Here is a 15,296-nt window from a genome sequence, read left to right as displayed (position 1 = left end):
GCCCGGCACCACGCCCCATCAGCGCGTTCACGCAAAGGTGAGAACGCGACGCGCCCCGCAGGGGGCCTGCGGGGCGCGCGTGTCAGGTCGGGCCGTGGATCAGGCGCGTTCGCTGTATTCGAACATCTCGGTGTTGACGACGATCGCCTCGCCCTCGCCCACGAAGGGCGGGATCATGATGCGCACGCCGTTGTCCAGGATTGCCGGCTTGTAGCTGTTGGCGGCGGTCTGGCCCTTCACGACCGGCTCGGTCTCGGCGACGGTGCAGGTGACCTTCTGCGGGATCGAGACCGACAGGGCCTCCTCGCCGTAATATTCGATTGTGGCGGTCATGCCGTCCTGCAGGAAGGGGCGGCGGTCGCCCAAGAGGTCGGCGTCCAGTTCGGTCTGCTCGAAGGTCTCGCTGTCCATGAAGACCAGCTTGCCGTCGGATTCGTACAGGAACTGCTGGTCCTTCTGGTCCAGGCGGACGCGCTCGACCTTGTCCTCGCTGCGGAAACGCTCGTTCAGCTTGCGACCGTCGCGCAGGTTCTTCAGTTCGACCTGGGCAAAGGCGCCGCCCTTGCCGGGCTTGACGTGGTTCACCTTGACGGCGCCCCACAGGCCCCCGTCATGTTCCAGGATGTTGCCGGGGCGGATTTCATTGCCGTTGATCTTGGGCATGGGATGGGTCTCGTGCGTTTGCGGAAATTTCGGGCCGTCCTGGCATTGCCAGCCGTTGAACGACAATTCTGGCCCCCTATATCGAGGGCTGCGGCATCAGGCAACCAGAACGGAACTGCGGCGTTGTCAAGATGCCAACAAGATCATCGCCACGTCACTGGCGCAGTGGGGTCACGATTTTTCCCGCAATTTGCGCGACATGCAGTAAGGACATGGCAGACATGCGAGTGAAGGGATACCGAATCGGCGGGCCGAACGGCTAAGGCAGCAGGCACCGTCAGAGAAGCGGATTCAAGAAACAGGGGAAACGTCAAGTTTTCCCATAAGGCCCTGACTCCCGATCAGGGCCGCAAGAGAATGGACGAAAACAAGATGCGCGATTTTGTCGACGGCTCGGCCTTCAATTTCGAACAGGGCCAGCGTGCCCGCAAGCTGTTTGCAGCGGTGGTGCTGGCAGCCTTGGATGATGCCATTGCGGATGACAAGAAATACGGCAACGGCCCCGAACAGATCGCCCGTTGGGCGCGCTCGCGCGATGGGCGCGAGGTGCTGTCCTGTGCCGGGATCGACCCGAACGAGCGTGTGGTCAAGGGCCTGATGGAATTCGTGTCCAAGGGCGTGCGCACCTCGGTCGCGCTGTCGCGCGAGGAGAGTGAGCGCCGCATGGCCGCCGAGGCCGAGGAAGCCGAAGCCGCCTGAAACCTGCGCGCATCGACGATCAGGGCCGCCCTTTCGGGCGGCCTCTTTTGTTACAGCCGCGTCACCACACGCTGTGAATAGAAATGGCGGACGTCGGCGGCGTTGCACAACTCGGTCGCGGGCGTCATGACCGCCGCCGAGGCGGCCGCCGCGCCAAGGGCCAGCGCCTCCTGCATGGGCCAGTCGCGCGCCGCCGCCAGCACGAAGCCCGCGACGAAGCTGTCGCCCGCGCCCACGGCGCTGACCACGCGCACCGGCGCCGCCGCGGCGTGCCAGGCGCCATCGGGTCCGGCGATGACCGACCCGTCCGCTCCGCGCGCCACGATCACCGATTTCGCCGCCCCGTTGCGCACCAGGCCCGCCGCGAATTCGGCGCTGTCGCTGCGCAGGGGCAGGGGGCGTCCCGCCAGGCCCTCGGCCTCGTGGCTGTCCATGCGCAGCACGTCAACGGGAATGGACGACCCCGCCAGGGCGCGCAGCGCATCCCCCGAGGTGTCCACCAGCAGCCGCGCCCGCCCGTCCTTGAGCCTGACGGTCAGCATCTGTTCGAACCCCGGCGCGATGCCCGGCGGGTTCGACCCGGACACGACCACCCAGCCCCCGGCCAGCGCGGCCTCGGCGATGGCGGCGATGGTGCTGGCCAGCTGGGTCATGTGCCATTCAGGGCCGGGCATGACGAACCGGTACTGCCCCCCCGTCGCGCGGTCGGTGACGGCCAGCGACTGGCGGGTTTCACCCGGCGCGGTCAGGCGCAGCACCTTGAGCCCCGCCGCCTTCAGCATGTCGGCCATGCGCTGGCCCGTCGCGCCGCCCAGGGCAACCATCGCGGTGGACTGGCCGCCGATGATCTTGATCGCCCGGCTGACATTGATGCCGCCGCCGCCCGGATCGACGACCGGCTTGTCGCAGCGCAGCTTCAGGTCGGGCACGACGCTGTCGGCGGCGGTCGACAGGTCCAGCGCCGGGTTCAGCGTGACGGTCAGGATGGGGGCCTGACCGCTCATCTCATTCCCACCAGCGGTCGATGGTGGCGATGTCGTCGTCGGACCAGCCGAAATGATGCGCCATCTCGTGCGTGACGATATGGGTGACCAGATCGCCCAGGGTCACGTCGCCACGCGACGCCCATTCGTCCATGATCGGACGGCGGTACAGCCAGATGATGTCCGGCCCGCCCGGCTGGTCGCTGATCGATTTCTCAGTCACGGGGATGCCGTCATAGATGCCGGTCAGGTCGAACGCATCGTCGATCTGCAGCTCGTCCAGCACGTCCTCGGGGGCGAATTCTGCGACACGGATGGCGACCTGTGCCGCGGCTTCGCGGAATTCGGGGGGCAGGGTCGTCATGGCGTGCCGGGCCATGGCCTCGATCTCGGCCGCGTCGGGGGCCGTGCGGCCGTTCCAGTCACTCATTCCAGCGCCTCCTGCATGGTCCCCCCGATATGGACAAAAATGCCCGGCTGTGAAAGAGCAACAGCAACAGGAGACGAGCCATGACCATCACCCGCTTCGCGCCCTCGCCCACCGGCCATATCCATGTCGGCAACCTGCGCACCGCGCTGTTCAACTATCTGATCGCCCGCAAGACCGGCGGCAGCTTCATCCTGCGCCTGGACGACACCGACCAGGAGCGCAGCAAGGAGGAGTATGTCGAGGGCATCAAGCGCGACCTGGACTGGCTGGGCCTGCACTGGGACCGGATCGAGCGTCAGTCGCTGCGCCTGGACCGCTATCGCGCCGAGGCGGATGCGCTGCGCGCCTCGGGGCGCCTCTACGAGGTGTTCGAGACCCCGGTCGAGCTGGACCTGAAGCGCAAGAAGCTGCTGAACATGGGCCGCCCGCCGGTCTATGACCGCACCGGCCTGTCGCTGTCGGAGGCGGACAAGGACCGCCTGCGGGCCGAGGGGCGCGAGGGATACTGGCGCTTCCTGCTGGACCAGAACCGCATCGAATGGACCGACGGCATCCTGGGCGACATCTCGATCGACGCGGCCTCGGTCAGCGACCCGGTGCTGATCCGGGCCGACGGGCAGGTTCTGTACACCTTCGCCAGCAGCGTCGACGACACGGACATGGGCGTGACCCATATCGTGCGCGGGTCGGACCATGTGACCAACACCGCGACCCAGATCCAGATCATCCAGGCCATCGGCGGCACGCCCCCGGCCTTTGCGCACCATTCGCTGCTGACCGGCGCCAAGGGCGAGGAACTGTCCAAGCGGATCGGCGCGCTGTCGCTGAAGGACCTGCGCGAGGGCGGCGTGGCGCCCGAGGCGCTGATCAGCCTGATGGCACGGTTGGGGTCGGGCGTGCCGGTGGGGCTGGCCTCGCTGGACGAGTTGGCCGAGAGCTTCGATCTGGGGCAGTTCGGCGCCTCGCCCACCAAGTTCGATGCCGAGGACCTGTGGCCGCTGACGCGCGAGCGCAACCAGGCGCTGCCCTTCGCGGCGGTGGCCGACCGCATCGCGGCCCTGGGCGTGCCGGACGATCAGGCCGAACGCTTCTGGCGCGTGGCGTCCCAGAACATCACGCGCCTGGACGACCTGGGCGACTGGTGGCGGATCTTCAGCGAGGGTGCGGAACCCCAGATCGACCCCGAGGATGCCGACTTCATCGCGCAGGCCATGACCCTGCTGCCTGCGGGCCCCTTCACCGACGCGACCTGGGGCGAATGGACCGCCGCGGTCAAGGAGGCCACAGGCCGCAAGGGCAAGGGCCTGTTCATGCCGCTGCGCAAGGCCGTGACCGGCCAGGCGCATGGCCCGGACATGTCCGACGTCATGCCCCTGCTGCAGGTCGTCAAGGCGCGTCCCTGACCCATCCACCCTACGATCCGAACGGGTCCGGCCACGGCCGGGCCCGTTCGCGTTGACGGCATCGAATGGTGCGTCCCGCACCAATGCCAGGCGCAATGCCTGACAAGCGATGCGCGCTAAATACAATCCGAACATATTATACTGCCGATACCTGCACCGTAATTGTCGGTGAATTGCGGATCATCATCTTGGTACTGTCGTGGCTGATGCGCATTCTAAAAAGTGCGCGCTGTTCATTGGAAAATTTGAGCGTCATCCACTGTCGTTCTTATTTCATTCCTTCCGCCTGCCAGTCGTTATCAGCGCCTTCCATTGGAAAAGGCGCTGACAACCACCGGACAGTCGTGGGCCAGGGGCAGTCAGCGCAGCAAGGCCGCGATGTCGACTGATTCCGAAGGAAATTGCCGCGCAGTATCGTGCTTTGGCTGAATGTGGGGCGCTTGGGCATAAACACCCAAACGCGGGCGTTTCGGCGAAAAGGAACCACCTGTATAATTGGACAGGCATCTGAATATTCAACCCACTGTAATGACACCTAACTAAACCCTGAATTGCGTTACTGCCCAATTCTCGCCTCAATTTGCCGCTTTTATCGGCAGCAGAGGGCGTTCATTTTGCGCGACAATCAGTCACAAGTGAATTGGATCGCACAGTATGCGTATCAGCGAAAAGCGCACCGCGCCGGCCAACGGCAACCGCTTCGGCCGTGACAACAGCATTTCCCAGGGTTCTGCAAAATCGTCCCGTCGCCTGCTTCAGGCGCTGACGGCCGGTGTCGCGGCCTTCGGCAGTTCCGTTGCGGCCTATGCCGGCGGTTACGTGGCGCCCATCGTGGAATTCACCCCCGCCGCCACGCCCGTCGCGGCCGTTGGCAATGCGCCCAATTACTGGCTGGCGCTGATCCCGCTTGCGCTGCTGTATCTGGGGACGCGCGGCGGCGATGATGTCGGATCCAACCCGCCGCAGAACATCGGCGGTCCGTGCTTTTGCGAAGGCACGCTGATCCTGGCGGACAACGCATGGGTCAAGGTCGAGACCATCCAGGCGGGCGACATCGTCACCACCTCCAAGGGGCCGCAGCGCGTCCTGTCGGTCGGATCATGGCAGCCGACGCAGTTCCGCGACCGTCCCAGCATCGTCGCCGGCGTTCGTCTTTCGGCCAATCATGGCGTGCAGGTCGACGGCTTCAACGTCGAGGCCGGCGCGGTCAGCAGCAAACGCGGTCTGATCGACGGCCGCAGCTATTTCCATATCCTGGTCGAGGATCACAGCTGGCTCTCGGTAAAGGCCGATGACGCCGGGACCGTGCTGGTCGCGGAAAGCCTGCTGATGACCAAGGATCTGAAGCTGTCCAAGGACTTTCCGCATCTGGTCGATCACCATGCCGCGAACCCGGTCGCCCCGCGCCTGTCGCGGGCGGACGCCCTGCCTGCGGCGGCCTGACACCGGATTCGGACCCATCCCATGCAATAGACCATGCCCCGCACGATGGCGGGGCATGGTTCATTCCCTGGCGTCTGATCGTCAGGGCATCGTGGGCAGGGCAAAGCCGTGGATGGTCATCCGGCTTTCGCGGGCATAGTCCTCGGTGGTCCAGCCGGCCCAGGTGGCATGACGTTCGATCGTCGTCAGCGTCGCCATTCTCGTCGTGAGGTCCCAGATGAAGCCGGACGCCATGTCGGCATGGCGCACCGTCTCGAACACCTTGCCGTCGATCGAGAACACGCAGCGGTCGGCGAACAGCTCGAACTCCAGGCGCTGCGGCACGCCCGGCTTGAACTCGCCCAGTGCCAGCGTGCGGCGGTCGGACGATGCACGGCCCCCCCCGGTGCGGGGCATGTGGACTGCCGGCGCCCATCCGATCACACCGTTGCGCTTGACCAGTTCGAAATCAAGCTCCTTGCCGTTGTCCGCGTGGGTGAAGAAGGCATTGACGGCGCTGCTGGTATGGCTGGTGACCACCGCGCCCCACTTGCCGATGGCAGCGGACGGGCGGTTCAGTTGCATCGCGCCGTTCCGCCACTGGCCCCCCTCCATCGCCGCGCTGATCGAGACGGACTTGTCGGTGTTGTAGGTGACGCGGGCCGGCGTGCCCAGGCTGCCGCCCACGCCGTTGCCCCGGTCGCCCCCGGCCCAGTTCGGCAGGAAGATGTTGATGCCCCCTGCGCTGCTCCAGTCAAAGGACAGCGAGCGGTCGATGGTAAAGTCCTGAACGGCGCGATAGCCCGTGGGCAGCAGCGGCGCGACCGGCGCGGGCTGGACAGGTGCCGGCTGCACGGGTGCAGGCTGGACCGGCGCAGGAGCCGGGGTGACGGGCGCGGGTTGTGCTGGGGTCGGCGAGGGGGTGGGCGTCGGCGTGACCGGTGCGGGCGTAACCGGTGCCGGCTGAACGGGTGCGGGCGTCACGGCCGGCTGCGCAGCCAGATAGGCTTGCAGGTCCGTGGTCGTGGCCTGCAGGGCCGCCAAGACGTCGGTCAGTTTCTTGCGATCGCTCATGTTCGGTTCCTGGGGCGTCGGAGTCGGGGTGGGAGTAGGCGTCGGGGTCGGCGTTGGAGTAGGAGTAGGGGTTGGCGTTGGCGTTGGCGTTGGCGTTGGCGTTGGTGCCGGCGTCGGGGTTGGAGTGGGTGTAGGCGCCGGGGTCGGCGTGGGAGTAGGAGTCGGCGTGGGTGTCGGCTCCGGAGTAGGAGTCGGGACCACCACTGGTTCCATCAACGCCGCGACCGCGGTCCAGGCCGGGTTGCGGTCGCCCAGCCAGCGCTGCAGGCCGTGGCAGACATTCGCGTCCGGCAACCGGCATTCGACCGACATCGCCATCGGCCCGTCGAACCCTTGGGTCCGAAGCGCGGCGATGGTGGCGGCATAGACCGCGCCCATCTGCGCACTGACCGAGAACGCATGCAGGAACGCCCGCGTGGCGGCGGTGCCTCCGACGCCGTTCAGATGGTTGCCGACCTCGTAGGCGCCCAGTTCCATGCCATACTTCGTCGCCTCGGTGCGGTAATGCCGCCACTTGGGGGTCAGCGCCCTGACGGTCCGATCGGCCGCCCAGTTCGCGCCCGTCAGCATCTGGTCGCGCATCCGGTCGAATGCCGCGCTTTGCGACAGGGTCGTGCGCCAGCCGTCGATCTGGGCCACGCGCGCGCCATAGGCCATGCCGCCGTCGACCTGGGCATGCACGGTCAGCATGTCGATCACCGAATGCGGCGCGACATAGGTCGGCAGCCCCCGTGTCCCGCTGCGGTCCCGCCACAGCGGAGCGACCAGGATGTCGGTCTCGCCGCCGACCCAATCGGCCTGGTGCTGGACCACGGTGTGCAGCCGGGTGTCGTTGCCCCAGACCGCGCGCCAGGCCTGCGCCATCTGGGTGGCGCGCATGCCGTACCAGTTGCGGAACTCGGACCCCGTGGCGGTGCCAAAGGCCAGGCGGCCCTGCTCGGCGCAGTAATGCGCCTGGGGCGTGCCCGAAAAGTCCCAGGTCTTGGTGCTGTATTCGACATAGACGTGCCGCGGCGCGGGCATCAGCGTCCGGATCAGCGTGGCACACTGGCGGAAATGATCATCGGTGGCCGCGGTCGGAAGGCACAGCCACATGTCCGCGCCGACCTGGTTGCACAGCGCGGCCATCCACTCGTAGGGCACGAAGCGGTGGAAGATCTCGTCGGTCGGCAGGGCGCGGCTGGCCCAGTTGGTGATCCGCAGACCACCCTGGTCCGCGCTGGTCAGGATGCCGACCCATTCGTCGAACCGCAGCGCGCCAAAGCCGCGCACCGTGTCCAGATACTGGCTGCGAAAGATCGCGCCGCGGTCGGCGTCGGGCCAGTCGTCCCGGTGGTTCAGGCGGATGTTGCGGATCTGCCCGCCGGCAGGGTCAATGGTCCGGACGATGATGTCGACCCAGCTGGACCCGTTCGCGGTGAAGTCGAAATAGATTTCGTTCGGCAGGGACCGGTTGATGTTCGTGCCGCCGATGACGTCGATCGTGCAGGTTCCCTGCCAGCGCAGGCGCCAGCGACCGGTCCCGCCGGCCTGGGCCGGCATGTTGTGGAAGACGCGGGTCCGGAAGCCCCCCGAGTTCGGCGGGATCGAGATCAGCCGCCCACCGGCAGTCATGTGCCCTGCGGCCACCAGCGCGTCCCATTGCAGCCCGCCCCGGTCCGACTGCCACGACCAGGCCTGCTTGAACGCGTTGACGAATGGGCGCGAGCTTTCGCTGTTGATGACCCCGAGGCGGGCCGCGATCTTTCCGGTCGGCATGGTGACGTCTCCGATCTGCGCTGTTTGCAGGGCCCGTTACACAGCCTTTGCGGTAATACTTCCTTAACCATGCGCGCGTTGCAGGTGCCGGTTCGCCGGCAACGGATCCGCAACAGTCGAGGCGAGGACCGGGCGCTGTATGGTCGCGCGTCGCGCCAGCCTCCGCACGGCCAAGCGAACGTTGCGGTACCTGCCGGGCGGATCGCGGACCCATTCCCGCCATCGCGCGTTCGGATGAGGGCTGCACATAAGCAGGCCGACAAGGAGTTAACGATGACCCATGCAACACTGACCCTGGAAGACGGCCCCGAACTGTCGGGAGAGATCGTCGATACCGGTGGCGATTATATCCGGATCCGCACCACGACCGAGATGACGCAGGATCAGCTGGCACAATATGCCGAAGGCCTGATCGAGATCGGCGGCAAGATGCAGAAGGTGATGCTGGAAAGCGCGATCCCGCTTCCCGATGACGAGGAGGTCATCGAACTGACAATGCGCCGCTTCACGCCGTCCGCCTGACGCCGCAGGGGGAAGCGCCTTTTCGTGTGATGCGCAAGATGTTGCAGGGTCACAGATACCTTACTTGCCGGCATCCGTCGAAGCGTGGTGAATGCATTCCGTGCAAATTGTTAATGATCGATCCTTTACACCCCGCCACGTAATTTGACGCAGCAGCTGGAGAGATATCGTTGGCCCGACTGTTTACCGAGGATGAATTGCGCCTGATCGATGACGCGCTGTCGTCCTATCAGCACAACAGCGCCTATCGCACGGTCCGCGCAAAGGTTGCAGCGCTTGTAGCGGAGGATCAGCGCGACCGGATAGTCGTGATCCCCCTACCCAAGGTTCGGCATCCCTGATCATGCTATGCCGGCGTACATTAAGCCCTGCTAAAATATACTGTGCAATACATTCAAAGGGAACTTGTGTGTAAGGTAATTGTATGACGGCAACAGGCCAGGCGATAGGATCAAAAATAACAGTTTTTAAATGGTAAACGGGACTCACTAAATTTTTTTGGTTCTTACTTATATGTTCAGCTGTAAAAAGGGCTGGCGCCAGTCTAGGTATATTTTTATAGAATTTCTGATCATTGCGGCTTTGCTTGTCAATAAATTTTTAGAAATATTGATCTCATTTTAAGTAATTAATAATTATTCCTGGTGCGATTTTCTTTTTAAGCATCTTGAATTTAAAAGCCATGCTTATCTAACTGAGCGACGCAATGTTTAATATCTGAGTTGGCGCTGCTAATCTATCTAAGTATAATGATTTATGCATGGTTTTGTCATGGATTATGTTGGTGCGTGCTACTTAAGGGGTTCCTCAGCTTGATGGTAATGTGTGGCGCCATGTCGACCGTTAGACTTACGTTTCCTCCTTGTCGCTGTGGATTGGAAATCAGGCTTTGCTTTCGTGCGTATACTGCATAATAAAGATTTCTGTTTTATTTATTGTATCTTGAGCCGCGGTGAAATGTGTCGCTTCCGCCGGCTCTGCTACACAAATTCTGCAAGGGATTTATCTTATGAACCCAGCTTGGTAACTGGGCTACATGAGTAATCCGACACCCCCAGTTTACAGGACCAGGAACTGGCCGGCCTGCAATGAAGCGCCCAAGCGCCCTAGTTCGCGACGATCTGGTTCGACCCCGAGGTGAACCGGAATGCCGCGCCATCAGGCAAGTGTGACCGCCAATAGGTCTACGACGATACCGTCATCCATACTTGTCTGATGATGAAGGATCTGTTCGGCATGGCATTACGGCAGATCGAGCCATCGAAACGACACTGGTCCGAGTGATCTTGGCGAGTGGCTTCTTCTAGAGCCTGTTGCATCTCATGGGTTCTAATTGAGCTATGCCGGAGTTCGGCACGCTATTGCGCAGCCAGAGGACGCTGGCCGTGAATAGCCCATATCGTGGCCCCAACGGCCCGCTACACCTGATGATCGATAGCACGGCGTCAAGGTCGAGGGTGAGGGCGAGTGGAACCCACGCAAGCATGGGGAGGATTACCGGACGGCGCGGCAGTGGCACCCCGGTCATGCAGGGCACACCGAAGACATTCAGCATGGACGAAGAGTTGGCCGCTATGGACGGCGGGCGCGGCTACGATGGCGAGGAGCTGGTGGCATGAAGAACAAGCTTGGAGATCTCAACAATCACCTGTTTGCCGCCCTAGAGCGTCTGTCCGATGAGGATATGACGGCCGAGCAGATCGAGCAGGAGGCCAAGCGGGCGTCGGCGATCGTTGCGGTGGCCGACACCATCATCAGCAATGCGGACACGCAGTTGAAGGCAGCCAAGCTATGGGCGGAACATGGTCAGCAGATCATGCCCATGCTGCCGCAGATTGGGCGGGCCGAAACATGAAAGGTCGTGCTATTGTTTATCTACCCAAGGAGCTGGCATGGATAGAGGCCCGCAAGGATATGCCGCGCGCCGAACTGCATGCCCTGTTCTGTGCCTATTGGCAGCGGAACGATGTGCTCCTCGGCGCCTTCAAGAACCTGTGCAAGCGCAAGCGCTGGATGACCGGCCGCACCGGATGCTTCAGCAAGGGACAGGTGCCGTTCAACAAGGGCAAACCGATGTCGCCGGAGGTGCGCGCCAAGTGTCTGGCTACGACGTTCAAGGCCGGACAGCTCCCGCACAATTATCGTGGCCCTGGTCACGAACGCGTCGACAGCGAGGAGGGCTACGTCATCATGATCGTGGCCGAGAAAAACCCTTGGACGGGCGCCGATACCCGCCCGGTGCAGAAACACCGCTATCTTTGGGAGCAGATTAATGGCCCGGTCCCGGAGGGGCACGTTCTGAAATGCCTGGACGGCGATAAGAAGAACTGCGCCCCGGAAAATTGGGAAGCCATACCGCAGGCCTTGTTGCCACGGCTGAACGCCCGCTGGTCAGGCGTCAAATACGACGATGCTGCGCCTGAACTGAAACCCGCAGTGATGACCGTGGCAAAGTTGGACCATGCAGCACGGCTGGCACGGGCCAGCAGGAAATGACCACCGTCCTGCACCAGTTCAACAACTTGAGGCCCTTCGGCGGCTTCGACCTAATCATGGCCGACCCGCCTTGGCGGTATGAGATGCGGTCGGAGAAAGGCGAGACGCGGTCGCCTCAGGCCAAGTACGCCTGCATGTCGATCGACGAGATCGCCGCACTGCCCGTCGCGGCATTGGCCGCGCCAAACTGCCTGCTGTGGCTATGGGGCCTGAACACGATGCTGCCTCAGGCCCTGGCAGTGATCGAGGCCTGGGGCTTCGAGTATAAGACGTCGGGCCACTGGGTGAAGACGACCGTGAACGGCAAGCTGAACATGGGTATGGGCTACATCCTGCGCGGTGCTGGCGAGCCGTTCCTGATCGGCACGCGCGGCGCGCCGAAGACGACCAGCTCGACCAGTTCCGTCATCATGGGCCAGATCCGCGAGCATAGCCGCAAGCCGGAGGAGGCCTTCGCCGCGGCCGAAAAGCTGATGCCCGACGCGCGGCGTATCGAGGTGTTCAGCCGGCAGAGGCAGGCAGGGTGGTCGAACTGGGGACACGAGTCCGAGAAATTCGAGGAGGCCAGCTGATGGCGAGACCATACACCCCCGAGCTGCTGGCGGAGCGTTGGGATTGCAGCGCCGAGACTGTCCGGGCCATGGTGCGCAGCGGGACGTTGCCAGCGTTCCGAGTCGGAAAAATGATGCGCATCACGGCCAGGGCGGTAGAGGACTACGAATGCGGGATTACAGGATCGGACGACTCAAGGGCCGGTTCGTCGTCATGTGGAACGACGACGGAGGAAGCCGGCGACGTTATCGCCTTGAGGCACACACGCAGAAAGATGCTGAGCGCGAAGCGCGCGACCTAATCCTGCGGCAGACGGCACCCGCTAAGGGCCTCCTCGTTTCACAGCTATGGGCCGCTTATCAGGAAGAGGTCGCAGGCCGCCGCCAAGAATCAAAGTTGGCCCAGACAGGCAAGAACGTCCTTCCAGTATTCGGGCACCTCAGTCCTGACCAGATCAGCATCGAGGACTGCCGGCGCTTCATCGCGAACCGCCGCCAGGCAGGGCGCAAGGATGCGACGATCCGGACGGAGCTTGGCTGCCTCCGGACAGCTCTGACATGGGCCGTTAAGGCGAAGCTAATCCGCAATGCGCCACGGATCGAAATGCCGCAGACGCCGCCACCGCGTGAGCGGTATCTGGACCGCGACGAGGTCGCACGGCTATTGACCGCTTGCGGGGATCCCCACATTCGTCTTGTGGTGCTGCTGATGCTGACGACGGCGGGCCGGATCGGCGCGCTTCTGGAACTGACATGGGATCGTGTGGATCTGGATCGCCGACTGATCAAGCTGGCAACGAATGACATCGGACCGCGCAAGGGCAGGGCCACGGTACCGATCAACGACACCCTTATGGCGGCCCTTCAGACTGCAGACAAGGCGGCAATTTCTGCCTATGTGATCGAATGGGGCGGGCGGAAGGTTAGCTCGATCAAGACGGGCTTCAATGCGGCAGTAAAGCGGGCAGGGATCGACCACTGCACCCCTCATGATCTGCGACGGACTGCTGGTCGTTTCATGGCCGAGGCAGGGGTGCCTATGGAGGAGATCGCGCAGTACTTGGGTCACACAAATCCGGCAATTACCCGGTCAACCTACGCCCGATTCTCGCCTGAGTACCTCCGTTCAGCTGCGAGCGCCTTGGAGATGTGACTTTCGGGGCGCGACCAGCTTGTTAAGTGCGGGAAGCGCTCAAGCCATCGCTAACCTTATTAAGAGTTAATTTGAATTCCTTCAGTGCGCCGGGCTCAATCATTATATGGGTGCTAATTAGCTGATTTACCATCGGCTTCGGCTTGTCGAAGTGCCATGGCTTTATGTTGTTGTTTTCGTCTCGCCTCTTTCTGGGTTTGTCGAAGATTTCTCTGTACCGCGCAGGGGAAATTCCATGAAAATGTTCAAGGATTACACGGTCACTTGATTTAGTGTATGTTGTAAGGGCGTCGCCATTTAATTCAATTGCTTTACTCTTCGCATACGGCTCGATGTATACGATCCGTTTGATGCCAGACGCGATGATATGCTTTGCGCAGTTGTGGCACGGAAAAGTGGTAACATAGATCGTTGCACCTTTCACGGAGCGCCCAATTCTTGCTGCGTCCATCAGTGCTGACATTTCGGCGTGTGTCATCCGGCCAAATTCGGTCAAGTCCGAAATTGGAGATGCTTTAAGAAGTTGAGATAACTCAGAGGTGCCAAGGATCTTTTCGGGATCACATTGGACCATAGAGTGTTTCGACAGGGCATGGATAAAATCGTGAATTATCCGGTTGGTTTCCAGCTTGTTTGATTCGAACCGGCGCTCAATGTCGCGCTGCGGGTTTTCGTCTTCTCCCCAATAATTCCCTCCGTTGGCCTTAGGAACTTCGTTATACCCTAAGGTGATCACGTCTCCATCCGAGGAAACGATCGCAGCGCCAACTTGGCGAGACAGATCTAGCGTTCGAAGAGATGCCGCTTTTGCAAGATAAGCGCCGAATTCGTCCTTCGTCGGGCTTATGTAGTTTGACCCGAAGAAGGCATCGATGAACCGCCCGACCTGAGAATGTATCTTGGTCGCACTTCCCCCGACGAACACGTCGCCGGAGTGATATGTATCGAGCATGCGCTGGCCAAAGGTCTCTTGCGCCTCGTTCTTGTCCTTGTGAATTAGGCTACGGGCTTTTCGTTCGCGCTCGTCTTGAGGGAGATATGGATCTTCTTTCCCGATTATGCCTTGCACTGCGGTTAGTTGCTCAGCTTCATCGGCAGAGACGGAGACTTGTATAAATTTCTCCCCGTAGACTTTTCGCAGCAGCTCGATTTCTTGCGATCGCTTCAGTTGTCTAATAACAAATGCCGTTCCATTTGCTGGAGTATCCGCGATCAATGACGGATCCAATCCGGTTTCTTTATTCCGCTCCAGCCTGTGCCGACCAATAAATAGAACTGCAATCTTTGCCAGAAAATCTTTTTCACCTGAAAGAGAAACAATGTTGTTAAGTTCGGTGATTTTCTGCTCGTATCGTCCCTGCGAAACTTCGGCTGCTTGAGGGATAACTTCTCCTACAGCTTTCGTAATATGCACTAGCTTTGTTTGATAGCCAAAGCGCGTAAGGTGGGTGTCAAGGGCATCTTGCGCCGCATCTATATTGCACCCGATCGGGCCGACCAGACCAAAAATTAATTCGGGTTTATAGGCTAGTTCTTCGTCGGGCAAAGGATGCATGGGAGGGAACTTTTTGATTGGAGAATTCTTGGTAAGAACGGTCACAAGATCTTTGTGCGCCACGACGTACGAGCTTGCTCAGAATGCTTGTCAACGTCAACAGTGCAGGCTACGCTCAATGCTGATACTTCGAGGTGGGACTCCAGATAATGGCAAATGAAAACAACGCTTCTGGCGATCATAGGAACGACTCTGTAGTACTGGACCAGATGCTCGAGCAGATCCTTGAGCGCTCAGAGAGAGTGACGGCTGGACAGGCGCTCCAGACGCGTAATACCTTCAATGTCTTCCTGACGCCTGATCGAGATGAACGCGGTGGATGGCCAATGTTTGGCTGACCCCGTACCACTTTGACATGTCGGAAGAGGCGCTTGGCATATAGCTCGGCGCCTCTTCTTTTGCTTGATCACACGGTGCGCAAGCAGCTACTTGGTTCAAGAAACCAAAGAGCAACCCCCAACGCGCTTAGAAGGCCTATTGATTGTTGGTGACCCCGACAGGACTCGAACCTGTAACCTGCCCCTTAGGAGGGGGCTGCTCTATCCAGTTGAGCCACGGGGCCTGCCGGGCATGCATACTCAAACCGG

Annotated in this window: 15 protein-coding genes, 1 tRNA gene and 1 pseudogene; 11 read left to right on the top strand and 6 right to left on the bottom strand. The window is 61.6% G+C overall.

The genetic code is table 11. The features are described from left to right. Window positions 1-99: 99 nt before the first annotated feature. On the bottom strand, window positions 100-663 hold the full coding sequence (efp, locus tag FHD67_RS09395; RefSeq protein ID WP_042251708.1) for an elongation factor P: 564 nt from the start codon (window positions 661-663) through the stop codon (window positions 100-102). A gap of 372 nt (window positions 664-1,035) precedes the next feature. Here efp and FHD67_RS09390 point away from each other — a divergent pair, with 372 nt between their 5' ends. Beyond that, window positions 1,036-1,362 carry a DUF6280 family protein gene (locus FHD67_RS09390; protein WP_042251710.1) on the top strand — a complete coding sequence of 109 codons (327 nt, stop codon included), beginning with the start codon at window positions 1,036-1,038 and terminating at the stop codon, window positions 1,360-1,362. Window positions 1,363-1,412: 50 nt separating this feature from the next. On the opposite strand, the gene FHD67_RS09385 is transcribed toward FHD67_RS09390, so the two are convergent. Both FHD67_RS09385 and FHD67_RS09380 read right to left on the bottom strand, forming a co-directional pair. Beyond that, window positions 1,413-2,366, bottom strand: a complete 954-nt coding sequence (locus FHD67_RS09385; RefSeq protein ID WP_045999988.1) for a 1-phosphofructokinase family hexose kinase — start codon at window positions 2,364-2,366, stop codon at window positions 1,413-1,415. A 1-nt stretch (window position 2,367) separates the two neighbouring features. Beyond that, window positions 2,368-2,775, bottom strand: coding sequence for a metallopeptidase family protein (locus FHD67_RS09380; RefSeq protein WP_045981063.1), 408 nt, complete (start codon window positions 2,773-2,775; stop codon window positions 2,368-2,370). 80 nt (window positions 2,776-2,855) lie between these two features. Here FHD67_RS09380 and gltX point away from each other — a divergent pair, with 80 nt between their 5' ends. Further along, entirely contained in the window at window positions 2,856-4,178 is a 1,323-nt protein-coding gene (gene gltX / locus FHD67_RS09375; protein WP_139598538.1) for a glutamate--tRNA ligase, read from the top strand. A 654-nt stretch (window positions 4,179-4,832) separates the two neighbouring features. After that, window positions 4,833-5,621: a Hint domain-containing protein gene (locus FHD67_RS09365; RefSeq protein WP_139598536.1), complete on the top strand. Its 789-nt coding sequence runs from the start codon at window positions 4,833-4,835 to the stop codon at window positions 5,619-5,621. An 81-nt stretch (window positions 5,622-5,702) separates the two neighbouring features. Here FHD67_RS09365 and FHD67_RS20410 read toward each other — a convergent pair whose 3' ends face one another. Continuing rightward, window positions 5,703-8,432 carry a hypothetical protein gene (locus FHD67_RS20410; RefSeq protein ID WP_176695088.1) on the bottom strand — a complete coding sequence of 910 codons (2,730 nt, stop codon included), beginning with the start codon at window positions 8,430-8,432 and terminating at the stop codon, window positions 5,703-5,705. A gap of 273 nt (window positions 8,433-8,705) precedes the next feature. On the opposite strand from FHD67_RS20410, the gene FHD67_RS09355 reads away from it, so the two are divergent. From FHD67_RS09355 to FHD67_RS09330, 8 genes and pseudogenes are all read left to right on the top strand, one after another. Then, window positions 8,706-8,954, top strand: coding sequence for a DUF3237 domain-containing protein (locus FHD67_RS09355; protein WP_139598535.1), 249 nt, complete (start codon window positions 8,706-8,708; stop codon window positions 8,952-8,954). 170 nt (window positions 8,955-9,124) lie between these two features. Next, on the top strand, window positions 9,125-9,295 hold the full coding sequence (locus FHD67_RS20405; protein WP_157001307.1) for a hypothetical protein: 171 nt from the start codon (window positions 9,125-9,127) through the stop codon (window positions 9,293-9,295). 695 nt (window positions 9,296-9,990) lie between these two features. Next, window positions 9,991-10,497 (top strand): annotated as a pseudogene (locus tag FHD67_RS20900) (transposase); the annotation flags it as partial. A 72-nt stretch (window positions 10,498-10,569) separates the two neighbouring features. After that, window positions 10,570-10,809, top strand: a complete 240-nt coding sequence (locus FHD67_RS09350) for a hypothetical protein (RefSeq protein ID WP_046000324.1) — start codon at window positions 10,570-10,572, stop codon at window positions 10,807-10,809. Continuing rightward, window positions 10,806-11,450: an HNH endonuclease signature motif containing protein gene (locus FHD67_RS09345; protein ID WP_139598534.1), complete on the top strand. Its 645-nt coding sequence runs from the start codon at window positions 10,806-10,808 to the stop codon at window positions 11,448-11,450. Before FHD67_RS09350 ends, FHD67_RS09345 begins: the two co-directional genes overlap by 4 nt. Next, window positions 11,447-12,022, top strand: a complete 576-nt coding sequence (locus tag FHD67_RS09340; RefSeq protein WP_139598533.1) for an MT-A70 family methyltransferase — start codon at window positions 11,447-11,449, stop codon at window positions 12,020-12,022. Before FHD67_RS09345 ends, FHD67_RS09340 begins: the two co-directional genes overlap by 4 nt. Beyond that, window positions 12,022-12,303, top strand: a complete 282-nt coding sequence (locus FHD67_RS21175; protein ID WP_084693757.1) for a helix-turn-helix domain-containing protein — start codon at window positions 12,022-12,024, stop codon at window positions 12,301-12,303. Before FHD67_RS09340 ends, FHD67_RS21175 begins: the two co-directional genes overlap by 1 nt. After that, window positions 12,216-13,154, top strand: coding sequence for a tyrosine-type recombinase/integrase (locus tag FHD67_RS09330; RefSeq protein ID WP_369799412.1), 939 nt, complete (start codon window positions 12,216-12,218; stop codon window positions 13,152-13,154). The genes FHD67_RS21175 and FHD67_RS09330 overlap by 88 nt, the downstream gene beginning before the upstream one ends. A 22-nt stretch (window positions 13,155-13,176) precedes the next feature. On the opposite strand, the gene FHD67_RS09325 is transcribed toward FHD67_RS09330, so the two are convergent. Then, window positions 13,177-14,754 (bottom strand): anti-phage dCTP deaminase, encoded by a 1,578-nt coding sequence (locus FHD67_RS09325; protein ID WP_139598531.1) that lies wholly within the window; start codon window positions 14,752-14,754, stop codon window positions 13,177-13,179. 440 nt (window positions 14,755-15,194) lie between these two features. After that, window positions 15,195-15,271: transfer RNA gene (locus FHD67_RS09320), tRNA-Arg, on the bottom strand. Between the last annotated feature and the right edge of the window lie 25 nt (window positions 15,272-15,296).

Source organism: Paracoccus haeundaensis, assembly GCF_006239215.1.
In the GTDB taxonomy this organism is placed as follows: domain Bacteria; phylum Pseudomonadota; class Alphaproteobacteria; order Rhodobacterales; family Rhodobacteraceae; genus Paracoccus; species Paracoccus marcusii.
Note: the sequence above shows the minus strand (reverse complement) of the source record. Positions and strands in the feature narration are given on the sequence as shown.